The 19,215-nt window shown below is 62.7% G+C and carries 14 protein-coding genes; 1 reads left to right on the top strand and 13 read right to left on the bottom strand.

From position 1 onward, the window contains the following. Positions 1 to 92: 92 nt before the first annotated feature. The 4 genes from CO667_RS16665 to CO667_RS16680 form a co-directional block, all read right to left on the bottom strand. Positions 93 to 905, bottom strand: a complete 813-nt coding sequence (locus CO667_RS16665) for a MipA/OmpV family protein (protein WP_097619409.1) — start codon at positions 903 to 905, stop codon at positions 93 to 95. A gap of 152 nt (positions 906 to 1,057) precedes the next feature. Further along, positions 1,058 to 1,639, bottom strand: coding sequence for a histidine phosphatase family protein (locus CO667_RS16670; protein ID WP_097619443.1), 582 nt, complete (start codon positions 1,637 to 1,639; stop codon positions 1,058 to 1,060). Between the two features lie 40 nt (positions 1,640 to 1,679). Then, positions 1,680 to 2,939 (bottom strand): cyclopropane-fatty-acyl-phospholipid synthase family protein, encoded by a 1,260-nt coding sequence (locus tag CO667_RS16675; RefSeq protein WP_097619410.1) that lies wholly within the window; start codon positions 2,937 to 2,939, stop codon positions 1,680 to 1,682. Positions 2,940 to 3,072: 133 nt separating this feature from the next. Next, positions 3,073 to 5,382, bottom strand: a complete 2,310-nt coding sequence (locus tag CO667_RS16680) for a Tex family protein (protein WP_097619411.1) — start codon at positions 5,380 to 5,382, stop codon at positions 3,073 to 3,075. Between the two features lie 231 nt (positions 5,383 to 5,613). Here CO667_RS16680 and glyS point away from each other — a divergent pair, with 231 nt between their 5' ends. Next, the gene (gene glyS, locus CO667_RS16685) at positions 5,614 to 7,728 is read left to right on the top strand and encodes a glycine--tRNA ligase subunit beta (RefSeq protein WP_097619412.1); all 2,115 of its coding nucleotides are present in this window, start codon (positions 5,614 to 5,616) and stop codon (positions 7,726 to 7,728) included. 415 nt (positions 7,729 to 8,143) lie between these two features. On the opposite strand, the gene CO667_RS16690 is transcribed toward glyS, so the two are convergent. The 9 genes from CO667_RS16690 to CO667_RS16735 form a co-directional block, all read right to left on the bottom strand. Then, complete coding sequence (locus CO667_RS16690) at positions 8,144 to 9,967, bottom strand: methyl-accepting chemotaxis protein (protein ID WP_097619413.1); 1,824 nt, start codon at positions 9,965 to 9,967, stop codon at positions 8,144 to 8,146. 328 nt (positions 9,968 to 10,295) lie between these two features. Then, on the bottom strand, positions 10,296 to 10,757 hold the full coding sequence (locus tag CO667_RS16695) for a plant virulence effector HPE1-like domain-containing protein (protein ID WP_097619414.1): 462 nt from the start codon (positions 10,755 to 10,757) through the stop codon (positions 10,296 to 10,298). 105 nt (positions 10,758 to 10,862) lie between these two features. Then, positions 10,863 to 12,134 (bottom strand): phosphoribosylamine--glycine ligase, encoded by a 1,272-nt coding sequence (gene purD / locus CO667_RS16700; protein ID WP_097619415.1) that lies wholly within the window; start codon positions 12,132 to 12,134, stop codon positions 10,863 to 10,865. Positions 12,135 to 12,199: 65 nt separating this feature from the next. Further along, positions 12,200 to 14,134 (bottom strand): DUF2207 domain-containing protein, encoded by a 1,935-nt coding sequence (locus CO667_RS16705; RefSeq protein ID WP_097619416.1) that lies wholly within the window; start codon positions 14,132 to 14,134, stop codon positions 12,200 to 12,202. A 37-nt stretch (positions 14,135 to 14,171) separates the two neighbouring features. Next, a complete protein-coding gene (locus CO667_RS16710; RefSeq protein ID WP_097619417.1) occupies positions 14,172 to 15,434 on the bottom strand; it encodes a 3-phosphoshikimate 1-carboxyvinyltransferase in 1,263 nt (420 codons plus the stop codon). 91 nt (positions 15,435 to 15,525) lie between these two features. Further along, a complete protein-coding gene (locus tag CO667_RS16715) occupies positions 15,526 to 16,077 on the bottom strand; it encodes a LemA family protein (RefSeq protein ID WP_097619418.1) in 552 nt (183 codons plus the stop codon). 561 nt (positions 16,078 to 16,638) lie between these two features. Continuing rightward, positions 16,639 to 17,595 (bottom strand): glycine--tRNA ligase subunit alpha, encoded by a 957-nt coding sequence (locus tag CO667_RS16725; protein ID WP_097619420.1) that lies wholly within the window; start codon positions 17,593 to 17,595, stop codon positions 16,639 to 16,641. A 407-nt stretch (positions 17,596 to 18,002) separates the two neighbouring features. Beyond that, complete coding sequence (locus CO667_RS16730) at positions 18,003 to 18,194, bottom strand: hypothetical protein (RefSeq protein ID WP_003584596.1); 192 nt, start codon at positions 18,192 to 18,194, stop codon at positions 18,003 to 18,005. 18 nt (positions 18,195 to 18,212) lie between these two features. Next, a complete protein-coding gene (locus CO667_RS16735; RefSeq protein ID WP_097619444.1) occupies positions 18,213 to 19,073 on the bottom strand; it encodes a S49 family peptidase in 861 nt (286 codons plus the stop codon). Between the last annotated feature and the right edge of the window lie 142 nt (positions 19,074 to 19,215).

Here is a 19,215-nt window from a genome sequence, read left to right on the forward strand (position 1 = left end):
TTCCGGACCAGAACCGACATAGGGATAAAATCTCTGGTAATTCAAGGCATTATAGCGTCCGCACATTTGAAAAGACGCGCGGGCGCCGGCCATCACTGCAGTGAGAAATTGAACTTGTAGGTGGCCGAGACACCAATCAGGACCTGATTCTTCGAACCGCGGTCGCGCACCAGGCTGCTGTCGGCGGCGGGACCCGCCAGCCGCTTATATTCGAGGAAGGAGCTTGCCGAGAGGTTTTCGGTCGCCTTCCAGGTGATGGCCGTTCCCGCGCCATAAGACTGGATACCCGACGACGGTTTATAGGGATCAAGACCGCTTGCCGCCGCGTGCTTGGCGCTGACGCCGTAATAGGCGTCGTAATAGCCTGCGGTGGCGAATGTCGCGCGCGGACCGCCTGATAGCTGCAGGTTGGGCGCGATATCGGTAAAGGCATCGACGGCGAGATCGGCGACAACGCCGTCATGAGAGCGGATGCCCTGGCGGACTTCGGCGCGGGCGCGCAGGAAATCTGTGGGGTAGACCTCGACGAACCCGCCGGCTTCCGCCCCCCATTTGACCTTCCTCAAGCCCTTCAAGTCACGGTCGTCGCCGCCATCGCGCGACGGCACGAATTTGCCGACGATGCCGGCGCGGAAGGCGCCCTTGTCGATGAGGGCGAAGGACGGATTGTCGTTGCGCGAGGAAAACCGCGGCCCGGCGCCCTGGCGGCCGACCGAGATCAGCGGGCTGAACTTGAATTCATTGTGCGACGAGCCCTCGAATTTCGGGGCGGAGAAGCCGGCAACGCCGACGCTCAGATACCAGTCGCCGGACCAGAAGGGCTGGCCGCTTTCCTGCGCCGCCGCCAAAGCTGGGAATGAAAGGGCAATAGCCAAAGAGATCGATACGACTGATCGATGAAACACGTCCGCACTCCAGAAAACGCAAAAACAAAGCCGCGGAGGGCGGCGGTGGCTAGATTTATCCGGATCTCGTTACGCCAATGTTAACCACGGAGACACGAGGGGCGCCAAATGAATGGTGTGCCGTGTGGCCGCGAGCGATCGAATTTGTTGCCCTATCTCTGGTTCCACCGGCGAATAACCGGCTCCGTCAGGTCGTGCTCGTAGCCGAGCACGCTGATGCTTGTGGTATCGAGCGAGAAATACACGCCGCCTTCCGGCGGCAAGCCGAGCCAGCGGGCGGCGAGCACTCGCAGGAAATGTGAGCTGGAGAAGATCAGGATGGTGCCGGCCGTTTGGCGAAGTGCATGGATGACGGCGTCGGCGCGGGCGCCGACATCGGCGGCGAACTCGCCGTTCGGGCAGCCGTCGCGAAAGAGCTGCCAGCCGGGGCGGCTCGCCAGGATTTCGGTGGTGGTGATGCCTTCATAGGCGCCGTAGTCCCATTCGGCGAGATCGTCCCTGATGACCGCGTCCGATCCGAAGCCGGCGAGCACGCAGGTCCTGCGGGCCCGCGCGGACGGGCTCGACCAGACGGCGGAGAAGGTCAGGCCCGAAAGCCGTTCGATCAGCTTGCCGGCGGCGGCCTCGCCGTTTGCCGTCAGCGGAATATCGGTCCGTCCGGTATGGCGCCCGGAACGGCTCCACTCGGTTTCACCGTGCCGGACGAGGTAGATCTCGGGAAACGCACTGCTCATCGGCATGCCCTTTCATTATGGCCGGCCCAAGCGCTGCCGCTCAGAAGGTTACCTTCTCGAGCGGGGGCCGCTTCGCCTCGAATTCCTGCAGCTTGGCTTCGTTCCGCGTGATGTAAGTGCGATTGTCGGGAACGGCAAACTGGTTCTTGGCGATCTGGATCTGCAGGATGAAGAGTTCGTCCCAGCGGAAGCCCATTTCGGAACCAGCGAGGTAGAATTCCCACATGCGGAAGAACTGCTCGTCGTATAGCGCCACCGCTTCGGCCTTGCGCGCTACGAAACGCTCCCGCCAATGGCGCAGCGTATAGGCATAATGCATCGGCAGGATTTCGACATCCCTAACCAGGAGCCCGGCCTTTTCAAGCGGCGGCAAGACCTCGCCGACGGAAGGGATGTAGCCACCGGGAAAAATATACTTTTCGATGAAGGCGTTGGTGCCGAAGCTCGGCTTCGGGCGGCCGATCGAATGCAGCACCATGACACCGTTATCGTCGAGGAGATCCGATACCTTGCGGAAGAAGTTGGCGTAATTGCCGATCCCGACATGTTCGAACATGCCGACCGAGACGATACGGTCGAACTTTTTGCCGGTCATGCTGCGATAGTCCTGCAGCTCGAAACGCACGCGATCGGCAAGGCCGCGCTTTTCGGCGCGGGCACGGGAGACCTTGAGCTGTTCTTCGCTGAGCGTAATGCCGGTGAAATCGGCGCCTTCCGTCGCTTCCGTCAGGTACATGCCCATGCCGCCCCAGCCGGAGCCGATCTCCAGGATGCGCTGGTTGGGCTGAAGCAGAAGCTTGGCGGCGATATGGCGTTTCTTGGCAAGCTGCGCCTCGTCGAGACCGATGCCCGGCGGCTCGAAATAGGCGCAGGAATATTGCCAGTCGTCGTCGAGGAAAAGATTGAAGAGCTTGGCCGACAGGTCGTAATGATGGGCGACATTGTGCTTGTTGCGATTGACCGGCACGCGGCTCTTCAGCTGCTGCCAGGCAATGCGGCCGAGAAGCAGTGCCGCCATCTTGAAATCGAAGATCTCGTTGGTGGTGTTCTGCTTCACCAGCGACAGGAAATCGTAAATGTTGCCCTGTTCGAGAATGAACCGGCCCTGCATGTACATTTCGCCGAGCTTCATCGTCGGGTCGCGGCGAATGGCGTCCTCGGCCTCCTGATCGGCAAGGCGGGCGACAACGGTTTCACCGCTGCCGTCGCCGACGATGTGGGTGTCGCCATTGGCAAGGGTAAGTTTCAACGAACCCTTGCGGATGATTTGCTGGACGATCGAAAGGAAAGCCGACGCCATGGACGCCTCGCAAATGTGACAGAATGGTCACATCAACTTAGTAGCTCTCTTTCGCCTTACAAGCGCCGGATTTAGCACTGTTGAAATAACGCGGCCAAACTGTTGCATTTTTGCCGATATGCCGGCTAAGCCCTTATTTTCGCTTCATGGCTTCGGCAAGGGCGGCGCCGAAGGCGCCCTGGCTCTCCGGTTTGGCAGCCGCCGGCCGGCGCTCGCTCTGCGGCCTGGACCCCTGATTGCCGCGAGAATCACCACGCGGTGGAGGTGCAGAAGAACCGTCATCGCGCTTCATCGACAGAGCGATGCGCTTACGCTTGGCGTCGACTTCGACGACCCGCACCTTGACGACATCACCCGCCTTGACGACCTCGTGCGGATCCTTGACGAAGCGATCGGCAAGCTGCGACACATGCACCAGTCCGTCCTGATGCACGCCGATATCGACGAAGGCGCCGAAGGCGGCGACATTGGTCACCGTGCCTTCCAGCATCATGCCGGGCTTGAGGTCGGAAATTTCGTTGACGCCCTCGGCGAAGGTCGCGGTCTTGAAGCTCGGACGCGGGTCGCGGCCGGGCTTTTCCAGCTCGGCGATGATGTCCCGGACCGTCGGCAGGCCGAATTTCTCGTCGATGAACTGACGCGGATCGACCGATTTCAGCACGGCGCTGTCGCCCATCAGAGCGCGCAGATCGCGGCCGCAGGCGGCGACGATCTTCTTGGCGACGCCATAGGCCTCCGGATGCACCGAGGAGGCATCGAGCGGCTCCTTGCCGTTGGGGATGCGCAGGAAGCCGGCGCATTGCTCGAAGGTGCGGCCGCCGAGGCGGGCGACCTTCAGCAGATCCTTTCGCGTCTCGAAACGGCCCTCGCTGTCGCGGTGGCGGACGATGGCGTCGGCGATCGACGGGCCGAGGCCGGAGACGCGGGACAGCAGCGGCGCAGAGGCGGTGTTCAAATCGACGCCGACGGCGTTCACTGCATCTTCCACGACGGCATCGAGCGAACGCGACAGCTTCTGCTGGTCGACATCGTGCTGATACTGGCCGACGCCGATCGACTTCGGCTCGATCTTGACGAGTTCAGCCAGCGGATCCTGCAGGCGCCGGGCGATGGAGACGGCGCCGCGCAAGGACACGTCGAGATCGGGAAACTCGGCCGCTGCGGTCGCCGAGGCGGAATAGACCGAGGCGCCGGCTTCCGAGACGATCACCTTGGTCGGCTTCGGCGCCGGCAACTCGGCCAGCATGTCGGCCACCAGCTTTTCGGTTTCGCGGCTGCCGGTGCCGTTGCCGATCGAGATCAGCTCGACATTGTGCTTGCGGACCAGCGATGCGAGCTCGACCTGGGCGCCGCGCACGTCGTTGCGCGGCTGGAAGGGATAAACGGTCGAAGTCGCAATCACTTTGCCGGTGCCGTCGACGACGGCGACCTTGACGCCGGTGCGAATGCCGGGATCGAGACCCATGGTCGCGCGCGAACCGGCCGGTGCTGCGAGCAGCAGATCCTTGAGATTGCGGGCGAAGACATGGATCGCCTCCTCTTCGGCCCTTTCGCGCAATTCCCGCATCAGGTCGAGCGAGAGCGACATGGACAGCTTCACGCGCCAGGTCCAGCTTGCGACCTCCATCAGCCAGCGGTCGCCGGGGCGGCTCGCACCGATCTCATAGGCGGCGGCGATCATGCGTTCGACCGGCTTGTTCGGAGAGGCGGTCTCGGCGTCGGCCTCGATCGTCAGCGTCAGCACCTCCTCGTTCCAGCCGCGCAGCATGGCGAGCGCGCGGTGGCCGGGTGCAGTCGCCCAGCGTTCGGAATGGTCGAAATAATCGGAAAACTTCTCGCCCGTCGCCTGCTTGCCGTCGACGACCCGGGCCTTCAGCAGCGAGGCCTGGCGCATATGGGCGCGCAATCTGCCGAGCAGATCGGCATTTTCGGCAAAACCTTCGGCGACGATGTCGCGCGCGCCTTCGAGCGCCGTCTTCACATCGGCCACATCTGCCGTGATGAAGCCTTCGGCGAGCACCGCCGGCTCCCGGCCGCGCTCGGTGAGGATCGCCTCGGCAAGCGGGCCGAGGCCGCGTTCACGGGCGATTTCGGCCCGCGTGCGGCGCTTCGGCTTATAGGGCAGATAGAGATCTTCGAGCTCGGCCTTGGTTGCGGCGCCGGAGACCTTGGCCATCAGCTCGTCGGTCATCTTGCCCTGGCCGGTGATCGATTCGACGATCGCATCACGCCTGGCTTCGAGTTCGCGCAGATAGACCAGCCGCTCGGCGAGATTGCGCAGCTGCGTATCATCAAGCCCGCCCGTCACTTCCTTGCGGTAGCGGGCGATGAACGGCACGGTGGCGCCCTCGTCGAGCAGTTCGATGGCGGCTTTGGCCTGGTCGGGCCGGGCGTTGATTTCGGCGGAGATGCGGGCTGCGAGGAAACGGAGGTCTGCGGCCATGGGATTTCCTATGTCGACGAAAGTTGCGGGACCATAGCGGCGAAAAGCGGCAAGGCAATGCCCGACTGTGGTTTCCACAGCGGAAGTTATTGGATCGGGGGACCATTAGCGTGGTCGCCCCACCCCCATCGCTCTCTTCCGTTTTTGCGGTTGTGCAGATGCGGCATTCTTTGATAGCAGAAGCAACGTTTTTGGATCGCCCTGCCCGCGGGCGCAAGGATAAAGATTGACATGCCAAACCTTCTTCTCGAACTCCGCTCCGAAGAGATTCCGGCCCGCATGCAGCGCAAGGCTGCCGGCGACCTGAAGAAGCTCGTCACCGATGCGCTTGTCGAAGCCGGCCTGTCCTATGAGGGCGCGCGCGAATACTGGACGCCGCGGCGGCTGGCGCTCGACATTCATGGCCTGACGGCGCGCTCGGCCGATGTGCGCGAGGAGCGCAAGGGGCCGCGCACCGACGCCAACGAGAAGGCGATCGAAGGTTTTCTGCGCGGCGCCGGGCTGTCTTCGGTCTCCGAGGCGCAGGTGGTGAGCGATCCGAAGAAGGGCGATTTCTACGTCGCGGTCATCTCCAGGCCCGGCCGCGCGACCGAAGAAATCGTCACCGCTGTCATGCCCGGCATCATCCGCGATTTTCCCTGGCCGAAATCGATGCGCTGGGGCAAGGCCTCCTCCAAGCCCGGTGCGCTGCGCTGGGTGCGGCCGCTGCAATCGATCGTCTGCACCTTCGGCCCGGAGCATGAGGAGACCGTCGTCATCCCCTTCGAGATCGACGGCATCACCGCTTCCAATATCACCTACGGCCACCGTTTCCATGCGCCCGAGGCGATCACCGTGCGGCGCTTCGACGATTATGCGGCGAACCTCGAAAAGGCCAAGGTCATTCTCGATGCCGAGCGGCGCAAGGACATCATCCTGCACGACGCCCGCGACATCGCCTTTGCCAATGGGCTGGAGCTGGTGGAAGACGAAGGCCTGCTGGAGGAAGTCTCCGGCCTGGTCGAATGGCCGCAGGTGCTGATGGGCAGTTTCGAGGAGGATTATCTCTCGATCCCCTCGGAAATCATCCGGCTGACGATCAAGACCAACCAGAAGTGCTTCGTCACCCGCAAACAGGGTGAAGAGACGCTGTCGAACAAATTCATCCTGATTTCCAATATCCAGGCGAGCGACGGCGGCAAGGAAATCGTCCATGGCAACGGCAAGGTGGTGCGGGCGAGGCTTTCGGACGCACTGCATTTCTGGAAGCGCGACCAGGGCAACCTGCCGGATCTCGAAATACTGACGGCCTCGGCGGCAAAGTTCGGCCTCGACCTGAACAAGCCGCTCGACCAGCGCATGGCCAAGCTCGATGCGCTCGATGTGACGTTCCACGCCAAGCTCGGCACGCAGGGGGCGCGCGTCGCCCGCATCCGGGCGCTGGCTGGGGAGTTGGCAAAGATCACCGGCGCGGATGCGGCTCTCGTCAATCGTGCCGCCGTGCTGGCCAAGGCCGATCTGCGCACCGAAGCGGTCGGCGAATTCCCGGAACTACAGGGCTTGATGGGCCGTAAATATGCGGTGCTGCAGGGCGAGCACGCCTCCGTTGCCGCCGCGATCGAAGACCACTACAAGCCGCAGGGTCCGTCGGACCGCGTGCCGGAGGACAGAGTGGCGATCACCGTCGCGCTTGCCGACAAGCTCGATACGCTGATCGGTTTCTGGGCGGTCGATGAAAAGCCGACCGGCTCGAAAGATCCGTTCGCGCTGCGGCGGGCAGCACTCGGTGTCGTCAGGATCCTCTTGGAGCGAAGGATCCGCCTGCCGCTGCTGGCGACGACCAGGGATATCGACCTGCTCTCCTTCTTCCACGACCGTCTCAAGGTCTATCTGCGCGACCAGGGCGCCCGCCACGACCTGATCGACGCGGTGCTGACGGCGGATGCCGACGACCTGCTGATGGTGGCGCGCCGCGTCGAAGCGCTGACCGCCTTCATCACCTCGGAAGATGGCAAGAACCTGCTTTCCGGCACCAAGCGCGCAACGCAGCTGCTTGCCGCCGAGGAAAAGAAGGGCACCGTGATCGCCGACGGCGTTTCGCCGGCGCTGCTGAAGCTCGATGCCGAAAAGGAGCTGTTCGCCGCAATATCCAGCGCCGCGAAGGACGCGTCGGACGCCGTCGCCGGCGAGGATTTCCGCTCGGCAATGGAAGCGCTCTCCAAGCTGCGTGGTCCGGTCGACCGCTTCTTCGAAGACGTGCTGGTCAACGACGAGGACGCCGCCATCCGCGCCAACCGCCTCGCTTTGCTGCGGCTGATCCGCGAGGCGACGGGAACGGTGGCGGATTTCTCGAAGATTTCGGGGTGATGTTCGGCTTCGGCTGGATGCTTTAACGCCAACGCAGCGCTTGCGGCCATGGGTCCTCGGGTCAAGCCCGAGGACGACGGAGAGTGGGGAGCCTGTGCGTTAAATAGCGAAGTCGTGGTGGTTTCGTTGGAATTCGTTGTGTGCGTAGTTCCCAGTCAAAACTGCTAGACACGTTTTGCTAGGAATTGCTCCAGACGTCTCGCCTCTTGCCACGCGTATCCCCCACCCTCCGTCATACTCGGGCTTGACCCGAGTATCCATGCCGCAAGCCCTTCGCTTGAATTTGTTAGGCAGCCGCCGGCTTAGTCGGTTCGAACACCAACCCAGGACTTGCGTCCAAAGCAGCACGGCCGCCGGAGAAACCGACGGCCGCTAAAAACCTGGTGAAAAAAGACTCTGATTGTCCCCGCGCCGTTTAAGCAGCGCGGCGACCCTGATGCATGGTCGGCGCAGCGCTTTCGCCGCTGACGCGGAAGCCGCGGATGAGGTCGATCAGCTCGTCGGTGTCGCTGGCCAGCGTTTCGGCCGATGCCGTCGTCTCCTCGGCCATGGCGGCGTTCTGCTGGGTGGCGGCGTCGAGCTGGTTCATCGAGGAGGAGATCGAGCGCAGCGTCGTATCCTGCTCGGAGGCGCTGTGGGCGATCTTGGCGACGATTTCGTTGGCGGCCTTGATCTGATCGGAGATGCGCTTCAGCGCCTCGCCGGCCTCGCCGACCAGACGGACGCCGTGGTCGACCTGGCTGGAGGAGCGGGCGATCTGATCCTTGATCTCCTTGGCGGCCGCGGCGGAGCGCTGGGCGAGTTCACGGACTTCCTGGGCGACGACGGCAAAACCCTTGCCGGATTCACCGGCGCGGGCTGCCTCGACGCCGGCATTCAGCGCCAGCAGGTTGGTCTGGAAGGCGATCTCGTCGATGACGCCGATGATCTTGGTGATCTCCGACGACGACTTCTCGATGCCGCTCATCGCCTCGATCGCCTGGGTGACGATCGCGTCGCTGTGGTTGGCTTCGGTGCTGACCGAGTGGACGCGCTTGCTCGCCTCATGGGCGCCATCGGCCGTCTGACGGACGGCGACGGTGAGTTCGTCGAGAGCAGCCGAGGTTTCTTCCAGGCTGGCGGCCTGGCGCTCGGTGCGCTGCGACAGCTCGTTGGAGGCGCGGCGGATCTCTTCCTTGCTGGTGCCGATGTCGGTGCCCTTGGCGCTGACCTTGGCCATGGCGGCTTCGAGATGCGACAGCGCATCGTTGAAGTTATCGCGCAGGGCGGCGTATTTCTGGCCGAGATCGGCGCAGCGGACGGTGAGGTCGCCGCGGGCGATCATCTCCAGCGCCTGGCCGATCGTCGCCACCACACGCGCCTGCAGCGCTGTTTCATCCTGCTGCTGGCGCTGATTGTTTTCGCGCTCGTTTTCCAGCGCCAGCTGCTGGGCCGCCTCGCGATCCGACATCGCATGGCGTTCCCTGATCTTTTCCTGCAGCGACTGCGTCGCCTTGGCCATCATGCCGACTTCGTTGTTCATGCCGATATGCGGGATGGCGATGGAAACGTCCTCTTCGGCGACGGCCTTCAGGGCGGCATGGACGTTGTTGAGAGGTCCCGATATGCCGCGGATCACGACGTAGGCGGCTGCCATGGCAAGGAAGAACAGGACGATGCTGCCGGAGAGCGCAGTGAGGATCGTGCTGTTTATCTGAGCATCGAGATCGTCCATGTAGACGCCGGTGACGACGACGACCTTCCAGGGATCGAAGGCCTGGCCATAGGCCGTCTTGCGATAATCGCCAACGGGCTGGCCCGGTTTGACCGTGGAATAATATTCGACCAGACCGCCGCCCTGCTGCCCGAGCTTGACCAGCTCATCGCGATAGAGCTTGCCTTTGCTGTCCGGCTGGCCCTTGTTGATCTGCCCGACTTTCGCGGCATCGTAGTGGAATATCATCTGGACGTCGTAGCTATAGCCGAAGAAATAGCCGTCGGGATCGTATTTCATCCCGTTGACGGTGGCATAGGCCTGCTTCTGGGCATCCTCGAGCGTCATTTCGCCCGCGGTAACCTTGGCCTGGTAAAGCTTGAGAACGGACACCGCCGATTGAACCTCGGCGCGGAGCATGTCGTAACGCTCCTTGTAGATCGCATCGACCGAGGAGCGGATCTGCAGGGACGTGGCGATCGCAAAGGCAATCATCAAGCCGACGACCAGCAGTATGAGCTGCTTCGATATCTTCAAATTTTTCATTACGCCTCGCAACGGGGAATGAATGGCTGCATTCCGGTGCGGTTTTCTACCGCCTGTGCGAGCGCGCCAAACAAGGCGGCACGTCTACCGCTGCTAAAACAACATGCTGCGACCGGTGAGCAACAATTGATGCCTACCTTATAAAAAAGCTTTAACTTTATTAAAAGCGATGCAGATTTCCCTAAAAATCAAGGGGTCAAGTTATACAGCGCAGCCCGGCCCATCAAAACATGAATGCACCCCCGCTGCTCATCGAGGGTGCATTCGGCCCACCTGCGGTGGACCCCCAAACGATCGAAACCTTGATCAGGCGGGGGCAGGGAACTTTCTAAAAGCGCAGCTTGAATTCGGAAACGTTGAGGGCTGCCGGCTGTTCGGTCATGCCGGCTACAACAGGCCTGGCGTCGCCGCCGATGACGGCCGCGGTCGTCGCACTCATGTCGATGCCGTCGGCAGCCGGGGCGGTAGGTGCTGCCGCCACCATCGCTTCCGGGGTCGCCTTGCTGACGAAGACGACGGGCGAGCCGCCCATCCAGCCTTCGGTGCGGTAGATCTTCTTTTCGCCGCCGACATCACGAATCTCGCTCGCCTGGAGGACGCCGGGCTTCAGCTCGGGCACCGTATAGTCCTTCTTGGTCAGCTCGGCCTGGAGCGGCGGGCAATCGGCACAGCTTTCGGTGACGATGCTGCCTTCAGCGCGCGGAGCAGTCTTGCCGACCACCTCTATCGAGGACGCCATTGCCGAGCCTGCCATCAGCAGGATTGCCGCACCGAGGAAAATCTGACGCATCAACGCACCTCCGTCTTACCGTAGGAGCGGTATAACGGAGCTTTGTTTCCATCCCGTCAGGGGAAAGGGTAAAAATTTATAGAATGCGGTGGTTTATACTGTATCTCAGGCTTTTTCGCGCTCGATCGCCCGCCAGCCGATGTCGCGCCGGCAGAAGCCGTTTTCCCATCTCACCCTGTCGAGCAGCGCGTAGGCGCGGTCCTTGGCCTCGGCGACCGTGCAGCCCGTGGCGGTGACGTTGAGCACGCGGCCGCCGGTCGCAACCAGCGCACCGTCCTTCAGAGCCGTGCCGGCATGAAACACCTTCTCGCCCTCGCCCGCATCCGGCAGCGAGAGGATCGGCGTGTTCTTCTCGTAGGCGGCGGGATAACCCTTGGAAGCCATGACCACGGTCAGGGCCGGATCGTCGTTCCATTCGGCGGTTGCCTGATCGAGCGTGCCGTTGGCGGTGGCAAGCAGCAGCGGCAGCAGATCGCTCTTCAACCGCATCATCATCACCTGGCATTCGGGATCGCCGAAGCGCACATTGTATTCGATCAGCTCCGGCCCCTTTTCAGTGATCATCAGCCCGGCGAAAAACACGCCGGAGAAGGGATGACCGCTCTCGGCCATGCCGCGCATCGTCGGCTCGATGATCTCCTTCATGGTGCGCTCGACCATTTCGGCGGTCATGACGGGCGCCGGCGAATAGGCGCCCATGCCGCCGGTATTGACGCCGGTATCGCCCTCGCCCACCCGCTTGTGGTCCTGGGCGGTTGCGAGCGGCAGCGCGTGTTTTCCATCGCAGAGGCAGAAGAAGCTCGCCTCCTCGCCGTCGAGATAGGCTTCGACGACGACTTCGGCGCCGGCCGCGCCAAAGGCGCCCTCGAAGCAGTCATCGACGGCATCTAGCGCCTCATCCAGCGTCATCGCCACCGTCACGCCCTTGCCGGCGGCAAGACCATCGGCCTTGACGACGATTGGCGCGCCCAGGGCGCGAATATAGGCTTTCGCCTTCGGCGCATTGTTGAAGCGCTGGTAGGCGCCTGTGGGAATGCCGTAGCGGGCGCAGATATCCTTGGTGAAGCCCTTGGAGCCTTCGAGCTGGGCCGCAGCGGCGGAAGGACCGAAAACCACAAGGCCATCGGCGCGCAGCCGGTCGGCGAGGCCGGCCACCAGCGGCGCCTCGGGGCCGACGACGACGAAATCGATCGCCTTGTCCTTGCAGAAGGCCGCGACCGCTTCATGATCCTCGATGTCGATGGGCACCAGGACGGCATGTTCGCCAATGCCGGGATTGCCGGGGGCGGCGTAGAATTCGCTCATCAACGGCGATTGCGCCAGCTTCCAGGCGAGCGCATGCTCGCGTCCGCCTGATCCGATCAACAGAACCTTCATGCGCAACCCTTTCCTTTTGCCCCTGGCGGTTAAGGGCCAAGGGCAAAAAGGTCAAGCGGGAAAGCTTACCAGCCGCCGCCTCCCCCGCCTCCACCACCGCCGCCGGACGAGCCGCCACCGGAAAAACCGGAGGACGAACTCGAGGGCGGCGGCGAGGGTATGGTCGACGCGATGGTCGAGGCCATCGACGAGGAGAAACCGCCGACACGGTCGGAGAAACTGCCGCTGTTGAAGTTGCCGGAATACCAGGCGGGCGCATAGGCCGCAGCCGCGCCGGCAGCGGCGGCCGCAAGCCAGGTTTCGAAGGTGCGCGACCAGGGTTTTTCGACGCCGAGCGCCACTGCATAGGGCAGCAGCGTCTCGAAATGCTGCGGCGACATTTGTGGGGCGCCTGCCGTGTTCATCCGGTCTTTTTCGGCCAGCGTCAGATATTGCCGCAACCCGTCTATGCCGTCCATCATCTTGGCGCCGAGCGGCGTCGGCGCGCCCATGATGAAGAAATAAAGGATATTCAAAAGCACGATGCCGCCGACCGCAAAGAGCATCGGCGTCTCGTGCAGTTTCACCAGCGACGAGGCGAGCGCCAGCACCACGGTCGCCAGGATGCTGATGCCGACGAAAACGCCGATCGCCGTGGCAATGATGGCGATGATCTTGCCGAACAGTGACCTACCGCGATGCAGCGAGCGGACGAGCCCGGCGACGAACACGGCGACGAAGACCGAGATGGCGATCGGGATGAGCATCAGCGCGATCGTGTCGGGCTCCAGCGACCCAAAGACGAACAGCGCCACCAGGGCGGCGGCGCTTAGCGCGATACCGCCTGCGGTATAGCCGAGGTTGGAATTGTAATATTTGCCGCGGTGCTCCTTCTCGATCGCCGAACGGAAGGTCTGGCCGACGGATTTCACCCGTTCGCCATTGGCCTTGTCGATCGTCAGCGTCTGGCCCGCGCCGCCGGCGACTTTCAGCAGTTCGATCTCGCCGGCTTGGAATTTCTCCTTGCCGAGCGCTTTGCCGGTGCCGCGCATGACGATCGAATTCGTCAGGTCTTCGAGTTTGACGTAACCGCGGACCGCCAGATTGAGGGCGGTGGCGGAAAGCGCCGTCCAGCCCTCGCCGGAGAAGCCCTTATTGTCGATATAATTGACCAGCGCCGGCGAGATGCCGTCAGGCGCGTCCCAGCGCGGCACGACGACGCCGCGGGCGGGATCGCGGCCGACCTTCAGCCATGATCTGAGATAGTAGGCGAAAACCAGGATCAGGCCGCCGAAGCCGATGAAATAATCGCGGTTGTCCTTCAGCCACCAGGTGCTTTCTATCTCCTCGCTCGGGGGATCGATCGAGCCCTTCGGCATGCGGATCGCGAAAGTCAGGCCTTCGTTAGGGCCAAGAGGCGCGGTGGTGGAAAAGACCAGGCCGGCGCCGGCCTCGCTGACGCGGGCGTTCTTTCCAGTTGCGCCTTGCCGGCCGGTGAAGAAGGTCGTCTCGGTCGCGCCGACGCCGGGCGGCAGCGTCACCGTCGCCGTCGCCGAGTCGATCGGGAAGATCCAGCCATTGCCGGTGACGTTCCAATAGAGTTCGTCATGATCGTCGAAATAGCGGATCTGGCGGTTGGTCCTGTAGGTGAAGATGTAGCGATGGCGACCCGGCGTCACCGTCACATCGGCAGAACCGGCATAGATGCGGATGCCGCCCGAGATCGATTCCGTATGCCAAGGCTCGTCAGCACCGTCGCGCTTCACCGACACCATATCGAAATCGACGCTGCGGCGACGGCCTGAGGCATCGGTGAAATAGAGCGGGAAGTCACGGAAGATGCCGTGGTTGATCCTGTTGCCCTCGGCATCGACGGTGACCGTTTCCGTCACCGTCATCGCACCGCTCTTTTCGAGCGCGATGTCGGAGGCGAAACTGTCGATCACCTCGGCGGCAAAGGCAGCCGGAGCGGCAAGCATCAATAGCAGTGCAACACAAAATCCGAAAAGCCGACGCCCCATCCCAGTCTCCCCGCCGGCAGCCTCGGCTGCGTTTCCGTCAATCGTTGTCCTGATATGTCACGCCGAGGGCGGCGAGTGTGCGCCAATACGCCGGGAAGGTTTTGCCGACGCAATCGGGATCGAGAATGGTGATGCCGTCGATCTTCAACCCGGCGAGCGCGAAACTCATGGCGATGCGATGATCGGCGAAGCTGTCGATCTCGGCGGGCAGGCGTTTGCCCGCAAGGGCTGGATCGGAGCTCACGATCAGATCGTCGCCCTCTTCGCGGGCAAGCCCCGAAACGATGCGGTTGAGGCCGGTGGACAGCGCCCGGATGCGATCGCATTCCTTGACGCGCAGGTTGGCGATGCCGACGAAGCGAACCGGCGTCTGGTTGAAGGCGGCCAGCACGGCCAGCGTCGGAACGGCATCCTGCATCTGCGAGCCGTCAATCTCGGCCGGCAGATGCGGAAACTTGGCGATCACGTCATAGGCGCGCGCATCCGGTTGCGAGAAGACGTCGGCCGGGACGCCGAGATCGATCGCGCCGCCGGTCAGGACTTCGGCGGCCCAGAGATAGGTCGCAGCCGAGGCGTCGGGCTCGACGATGAAATCGGCGGCGGTGTAACCTGTCGGCTCGACGCGCCAGGTGACCGGGCTGGTCTTCTCAACCTTGGCGCCGAAGGCCTTCATCGCCGCCGTGGTGAGATCGATATAACCGAGCGCGCCGATATCCTCGCCGACGAGTTCGATATCGACAGGCCGGTCGCCGCCGGCCGCCATCATCAGCAGCGCCGAGACATACTGGCTGGAGAGGCCGCCGTCGATGCGGATGCGGTCGGCCTGGAAGCGGCCGGTGCCCCTGACGGTGACCGGCGGGCAGCCGGTCTCGGCGGTGACGTCGATGCCGAGCGTGCGGATCGCCTCGACCAGCGGGCCGATCGGGCGCGTGCGCATATGTTCGTCGCCATCGACGATGACGGTGCCGTCGACCAGGGCGGCGGCGGCCGTCAGGAAGCGTGTCGCCGTGCCGGCATTGCCGAGGAAGAGCGGCGCCTTGGGCGGCTTGAGCCTGCCGCTGCCGGTGACGACGAAGGTGGTGTCATCGGGCTCGTCGATCGCAACACCCATGGCACGCAGCGCGTCGGCCATATACCGCGTATCGTCGCTCTTCAGCGCGCCCGTCAGCCGGCTCGTGCCTTTGGCAAGGCCGGCGAGCAGCAGCGCGCGGTTGGTGATCGATTTGGAACCCGGCGGCATGGCGCGGCCCGAAAGCGGCTTGCTCGGCGGGATGATCGTGAGTTTGGCTGTGCTTTTCATGCTATGTCTTCCGTCCATGAGACGACCCTTGCCGGCCGCAAATCTGCCCTTGCTCTTAATCGCTTTCTGGCAAAGGCAAAATGCCGGATCGTCAGAATTTTACGGTGGGGACGGCGCGGTCGGCTTCGTTGGTGATTTCGAAATATTCCCGCTTGGCAAAACCGAACTGGCCGGCGACGAGATTGGACGGGAAGCTTTCGACCTTGACGTTCAGGTCTCGGGCCGCACCATTGTAATAGCGCCGCGCCATCTGCAGCTCGCCTTCCATGGTCTCCAGCGAGGCCTGCAGCTCGGCAAAGTTCTGGTTGGCCTTGAGATCGGGATAGGCCTCGGCGAGCGCGATGACGCGGCCGAGCGCCTGGCCGAGCAGACCTTCCGCCTGCGCCCTGCCGGCGACATCACCTGATGGAACGGCCTGCGCCTTGTTGCGGAGCTCAACCACCTCTTCGAGCGTCGACTTTTCATGGGCGGCATAACCCTTGACCGTCTCGATCAGGTTCGGGATCAGGTCGGCGCGGCGCTTGAGCTGGACGTCGATGCCCGACCAGGCCTCTTCCGCCATCTGCCGCGCGCGAACCAGGCCGTTATAGATGAAGACGACGTAGAGTGCGATGACAACGATAATAGCGAGTATCACGTACATGCAGATCAGCTCCCCGATTTGATCGGTTGCACGTTAGTGATTCGGCATAACAAAGTCATCTTGGTGCGGTCGTTCTTCGGCCGATTTCAATCAGACTTTGATGAATACTGGTCCGTCTGGGAGCTTATCAGCCAATCGGGAGCACAACTTCTCTTTCGTCATGCTCGGTGCCCCAGCATCTGCAGCAGGCGCGGCAGATGCTCGAGACAAGACCACTACCCCTCTCAGCTGTCAGGAGGGCAAAAGGGAGCGAACACGGTGGCCGCTTGCTCCCTCATTCCTGTGCCTGTCACAGGAATCCAGTGCGCCCAAGTCTTTGGGCGCGAAAGACTCTTTTGTTTGAAGTATTGATTCATTCACGGCGCGGACGCGCCGTGGCTGGATTCCTGTGACGAGCACAGGAATGAGGGAGCTTGGGGAAACGTTCCCGCTAAGCTTTCTGCCGGCATTGCCGACAGTTGCGTATCGGCAGAAAAGGTGAGAGGCAGCCATCGATGCTAACCGGACAACGGTGACACAATGCCGAGTAGAGAGCGAGGCTTGCCAACAAACTGAAGGCTTTTACGCCGCCTCTTTCGACAAGTTGACGCCGCCGGCATCGGTCAGCAGGAAGGCTTCGCCGCAGGCCTTGGCGAGCGTGCGTACGCGCAGGATGTAGCTTTGGCGTTCGGTGACCGAGATGACGCCGCGGGCGTCGAGCAGGTTGAAGACGTGGCTGGCCTTGATGCATTGGTCATAGGCCGGGAAGACGCATTTGTGCAGGCGCTGGTCGGCGTTGTCGCCGGGCGCGCCGGCATCGAGCAGCGCGCGGCATTCCTTCTCGGCATCGACGAAATGGCGATGCAGCATCTCGGTATTGGCGAATTCGAAATTATGGCGTGAATATTCCTGCTCGGCCTGCAGGAAGACGTCGCCATAGCTGATCTTCTCGTCGCCTTCGCGGCCGTTGAAGTTCAGGTCGTAGACATTGTCGACGCCCTGGACATACATGGCCAAGCGTTCGAGACCGTAGGTCAATTCGCCTGCGACCGGCGAGCATTCGATGCCGCAGACCTGCTGGAAATAGGTGAACTGCGAGACTTCCATGCCGTCGCACCAGCATTCCCAGCCGAGGCCCCAGGCGCCGAGCGTCGGGCTTTCCCAGTCGTCCTCGACGAAACGGATATCGTGCAGCAAGGGATCGAGACCGATCGCGGCCAGCGAGCCGAGATAGAGTTCCTGCAGATTGGACGGATTCGGCTTCAGGATGACCTGGTACTGGTAATAATGCTGCAGCCGGTTCGGGTTCTCACCATAACGGCCGTCCGACGGGCGGCGGGAAGGCTGGACGTAGGCGGCCTTCCACGGCTTGGGGCCGAGGGCGCGCAGCGTCGTGGCCGGGTGAAAGGTGCCGGCGCCGACTTCCATGTCGTAGGGCTGCAGCACCGCGCAACCCTTGTCCGCCCAGTAGCTATGCAGGGTCAGGATCAGCGCCTGGAAGGAGCGCTTCGGGTTCATGTGGTCTGGGATAGCTGACATCGAACGGCACCGATTGCTTGGGAATTATCGGCGCGACAGGTGCCATGGAGGGCGGCGGGGGTCAAGAGTTTTGCGGCAGTGGAGGGGCGTGGAATGCCGACATGGAAGAGGAATTCCTTCTTGTGGCTGCGGGGTGATACCCCCTCTGTCCTGCCGGACATCTCCCCCACAAGGAGGGAGATCGGATGGGCGCAACGGCTTCCCCAAACAATCAGCGTTGCAGCCCGACGAAACGGTAGAGGGATGGGAAATCCAAGCCACTTGTGATCTCCCCACCTGTGGGGGGTCCGAAGGACGGGTCGAGACCCGTGGCTCGACACCGGGCCCGCAGGGCAGAGGGGGGCTTCCGACCCACAGAGCGCCCGGAGCGGATGCCGAATGAAAGGCAGGCGCAGTGGTAACGCCTCTTATTCCTCATCGCGCTTCAGCCGATATTCCCCCGTCACCGGATCCTTGACCAGCGTGCCGATCGCGCCGGTCTGGCGCTCTTTTTCGGCGCGACGCGACTTTTCGGCGAGTTTGCGGGCATCGGAGACGAAGCGGCGGTAGAGCCACCAGGCTGAGAAGACCAGGACCAGGATCGTGATAAGCTGCGCCATTCCCCTCTCCTGCCCTCCTTAAAGCCCGAAACGGCTCCACAATGCTCTCTCTTCGGCCGCTTCGACAAGCCCCGTCGCGAGACCGGATGCCGCACTTTCGAGCGAGACCGGCGACACGCCTGGAATACGGCGGCCGAGCAGGCCGCGGCCGGCGGTGACGAGTTCCAGCTTGGTCTTCCCGCCGTAGCGCCGCTTCAACTCCTGGCGCATGTCGCCGAGGCCATCGATGAGGCCGAGTTCGAGGCCGCGCGTGCCGCTCCAGAACAGGCCGGAGAAGACCGCCGCATCGTCCCCCAGCTTGCCGGCGCGGCGCTCGCGCACCATCGAAATGAAGACCTGGTGGATTTCGAGCTGCAGGCTCTTCAGATACTCGATGTCCTTTTCCTTTTCCGGCTGGAAAGGATCGAGGATCACCTTGTTTTCACCCGCGGTATAAACGCGGCGCTCGACGCCGATCTTCTTCAGCAATTCGGGAAAACCGAAACCGCCGGAAACGACGCCGATCGAGCCGACGATCGAGGTGGCGTCGGCGATGATCTCGTCGCCGGCAAGGGCGATCATGTAACCGCCGGAAGCGGCGACGTCCTCGACGAAGACCAGCACCTTCTTCTGCTTCTCGCGGGCAAGCTCCCGAATACGGGTGAAGATCAGCCGGGACTGGACCGGCGAGCCACCCGGCGAATTGATGGAGATGGCAACCGCCGGCGCGTCCTTCATGGCGAAGGCCTTTTCCAGAACCGGCGCGACATTGGCGAGATTGAGAGCCGGCCGGAACTGGCCGCCGCCGCTGATGATCGCGCCCTGCAGCCGGACGACCGGGATGGTGACGCCATCCTTGCGGAACCGTTTCGGCAGCAGTTTTCTCAACAATCCGGCCATCTCTAATCCTTCGCTTCGCGTCGTCCGATCGTCAATCGCGATCGGCATCCATGTATGCGCTGGAACGACAAACGCAATGGCCGCGTTCTCGAAAACATGCAGTTTGATTTTCTTGTTGCGAATGACTTGCATTATCATTCTA

Source organism: Rhizobium sp. L43 (assembly GCF_002531725.1).
Classification (GTDB): Bacteria; Pseudomonadota; Alphaproteobacteria; order Rhizobiales; family Rhizobiaceae; genus Rhizobium.

Bases quoted from the DNA above. Each gene is read 5' to 3' on its own strand.
- CO667_RS16675 (WP_097619410.1), bottom strand. From the start codon at position 2,939: ATGGCGTCGGCTTTCCTTTCGATCGTCCAGCAAATCATCCGCAAGGGT.
- glyS (WP_097619412.1), top strand. From the start codon at position 5,614: ATGCCAAACCTTCTTCTCGAACTCCGCTCCGAAGAGATTCCGGCCCGC.
- CO667_RS16710 (WP_097619417.1), bottom strand. From the start codon at position 15,434: ATGAAAAGCACAGCCAAACTCACGATCATCCCGCCGAGCAAGCCGCTT.
- CO667_RS16735 (WP_097619444.1), bottom strand. From the start codon at position 19,073: ATGGCCGGATTGTTGAGAAAACTGCTGCCGAAACGGTTCCGCAAGGAT.
- purD (WP_097619415.1), bottom strand. From the start codon at position 12,134: ATGAAGGTTCTGTTGATCGGATCAGGCGGACGCGAGCATGCGCTCGCC.
- CO667_RS16670 (WP_097619443.1), bottom strand. From the start codon at position 1,639: ATGAGCAGTGCGTTTCCCGAGATCTACCTCGTCCGGCACGGTGAAACC.
- CO667_RS16695 (WP_097619414.1), bottom strand. From the start codon at position 10,757: ATGCGTCAGATTTTCCTCGGTGCGGCAATCCTGCTGATGGCAGGCTCG.
- CO667_RS16715 (WP_097619418.1), bottom strand. From the start codon at position 16,077: ATGTACGTGATACTCGCTATTATCGTTGTCATCGCACTCTACGTCGTC.
- CO667_RS16680 (WP_097619411.1), bottom strand. From the start codon at position 5,382: ATGGCCGCAGACCTCCGTTTCCTCGCAGCCCGCATCTCCGCCGAAATC.
- CO667_RS16705 (WP_097619416.1), bottom strand. From the start codon at position 14,134: ATGGGGCGTCGGCTTTTCGGATTTTGTGTTGCACTGCTATTGATGCTT.
- CO667_RS16730 (WP_003584596.1), bottom strand. From the start codon at position 18,194: ATGGCGCAGCTTATCACGATCCTGGTCCTGGTCTTCTCAGCCTGGTGG.
- CO667_RS16690 (WP_097619413.1), bottom strand. From the start codon at position 9,967: ATGAAAAATTTGAAGATATCGAAGCAGCTCATACTGCTGGTCGTCGGC.
- CO667_RS16725 (WP_097619420.1), bottom strand. From the start codon at position 17,595: ATGTCAGCTATCCCAGACCACATGAACCCGAAGCGCTCCTTCCAGGCG.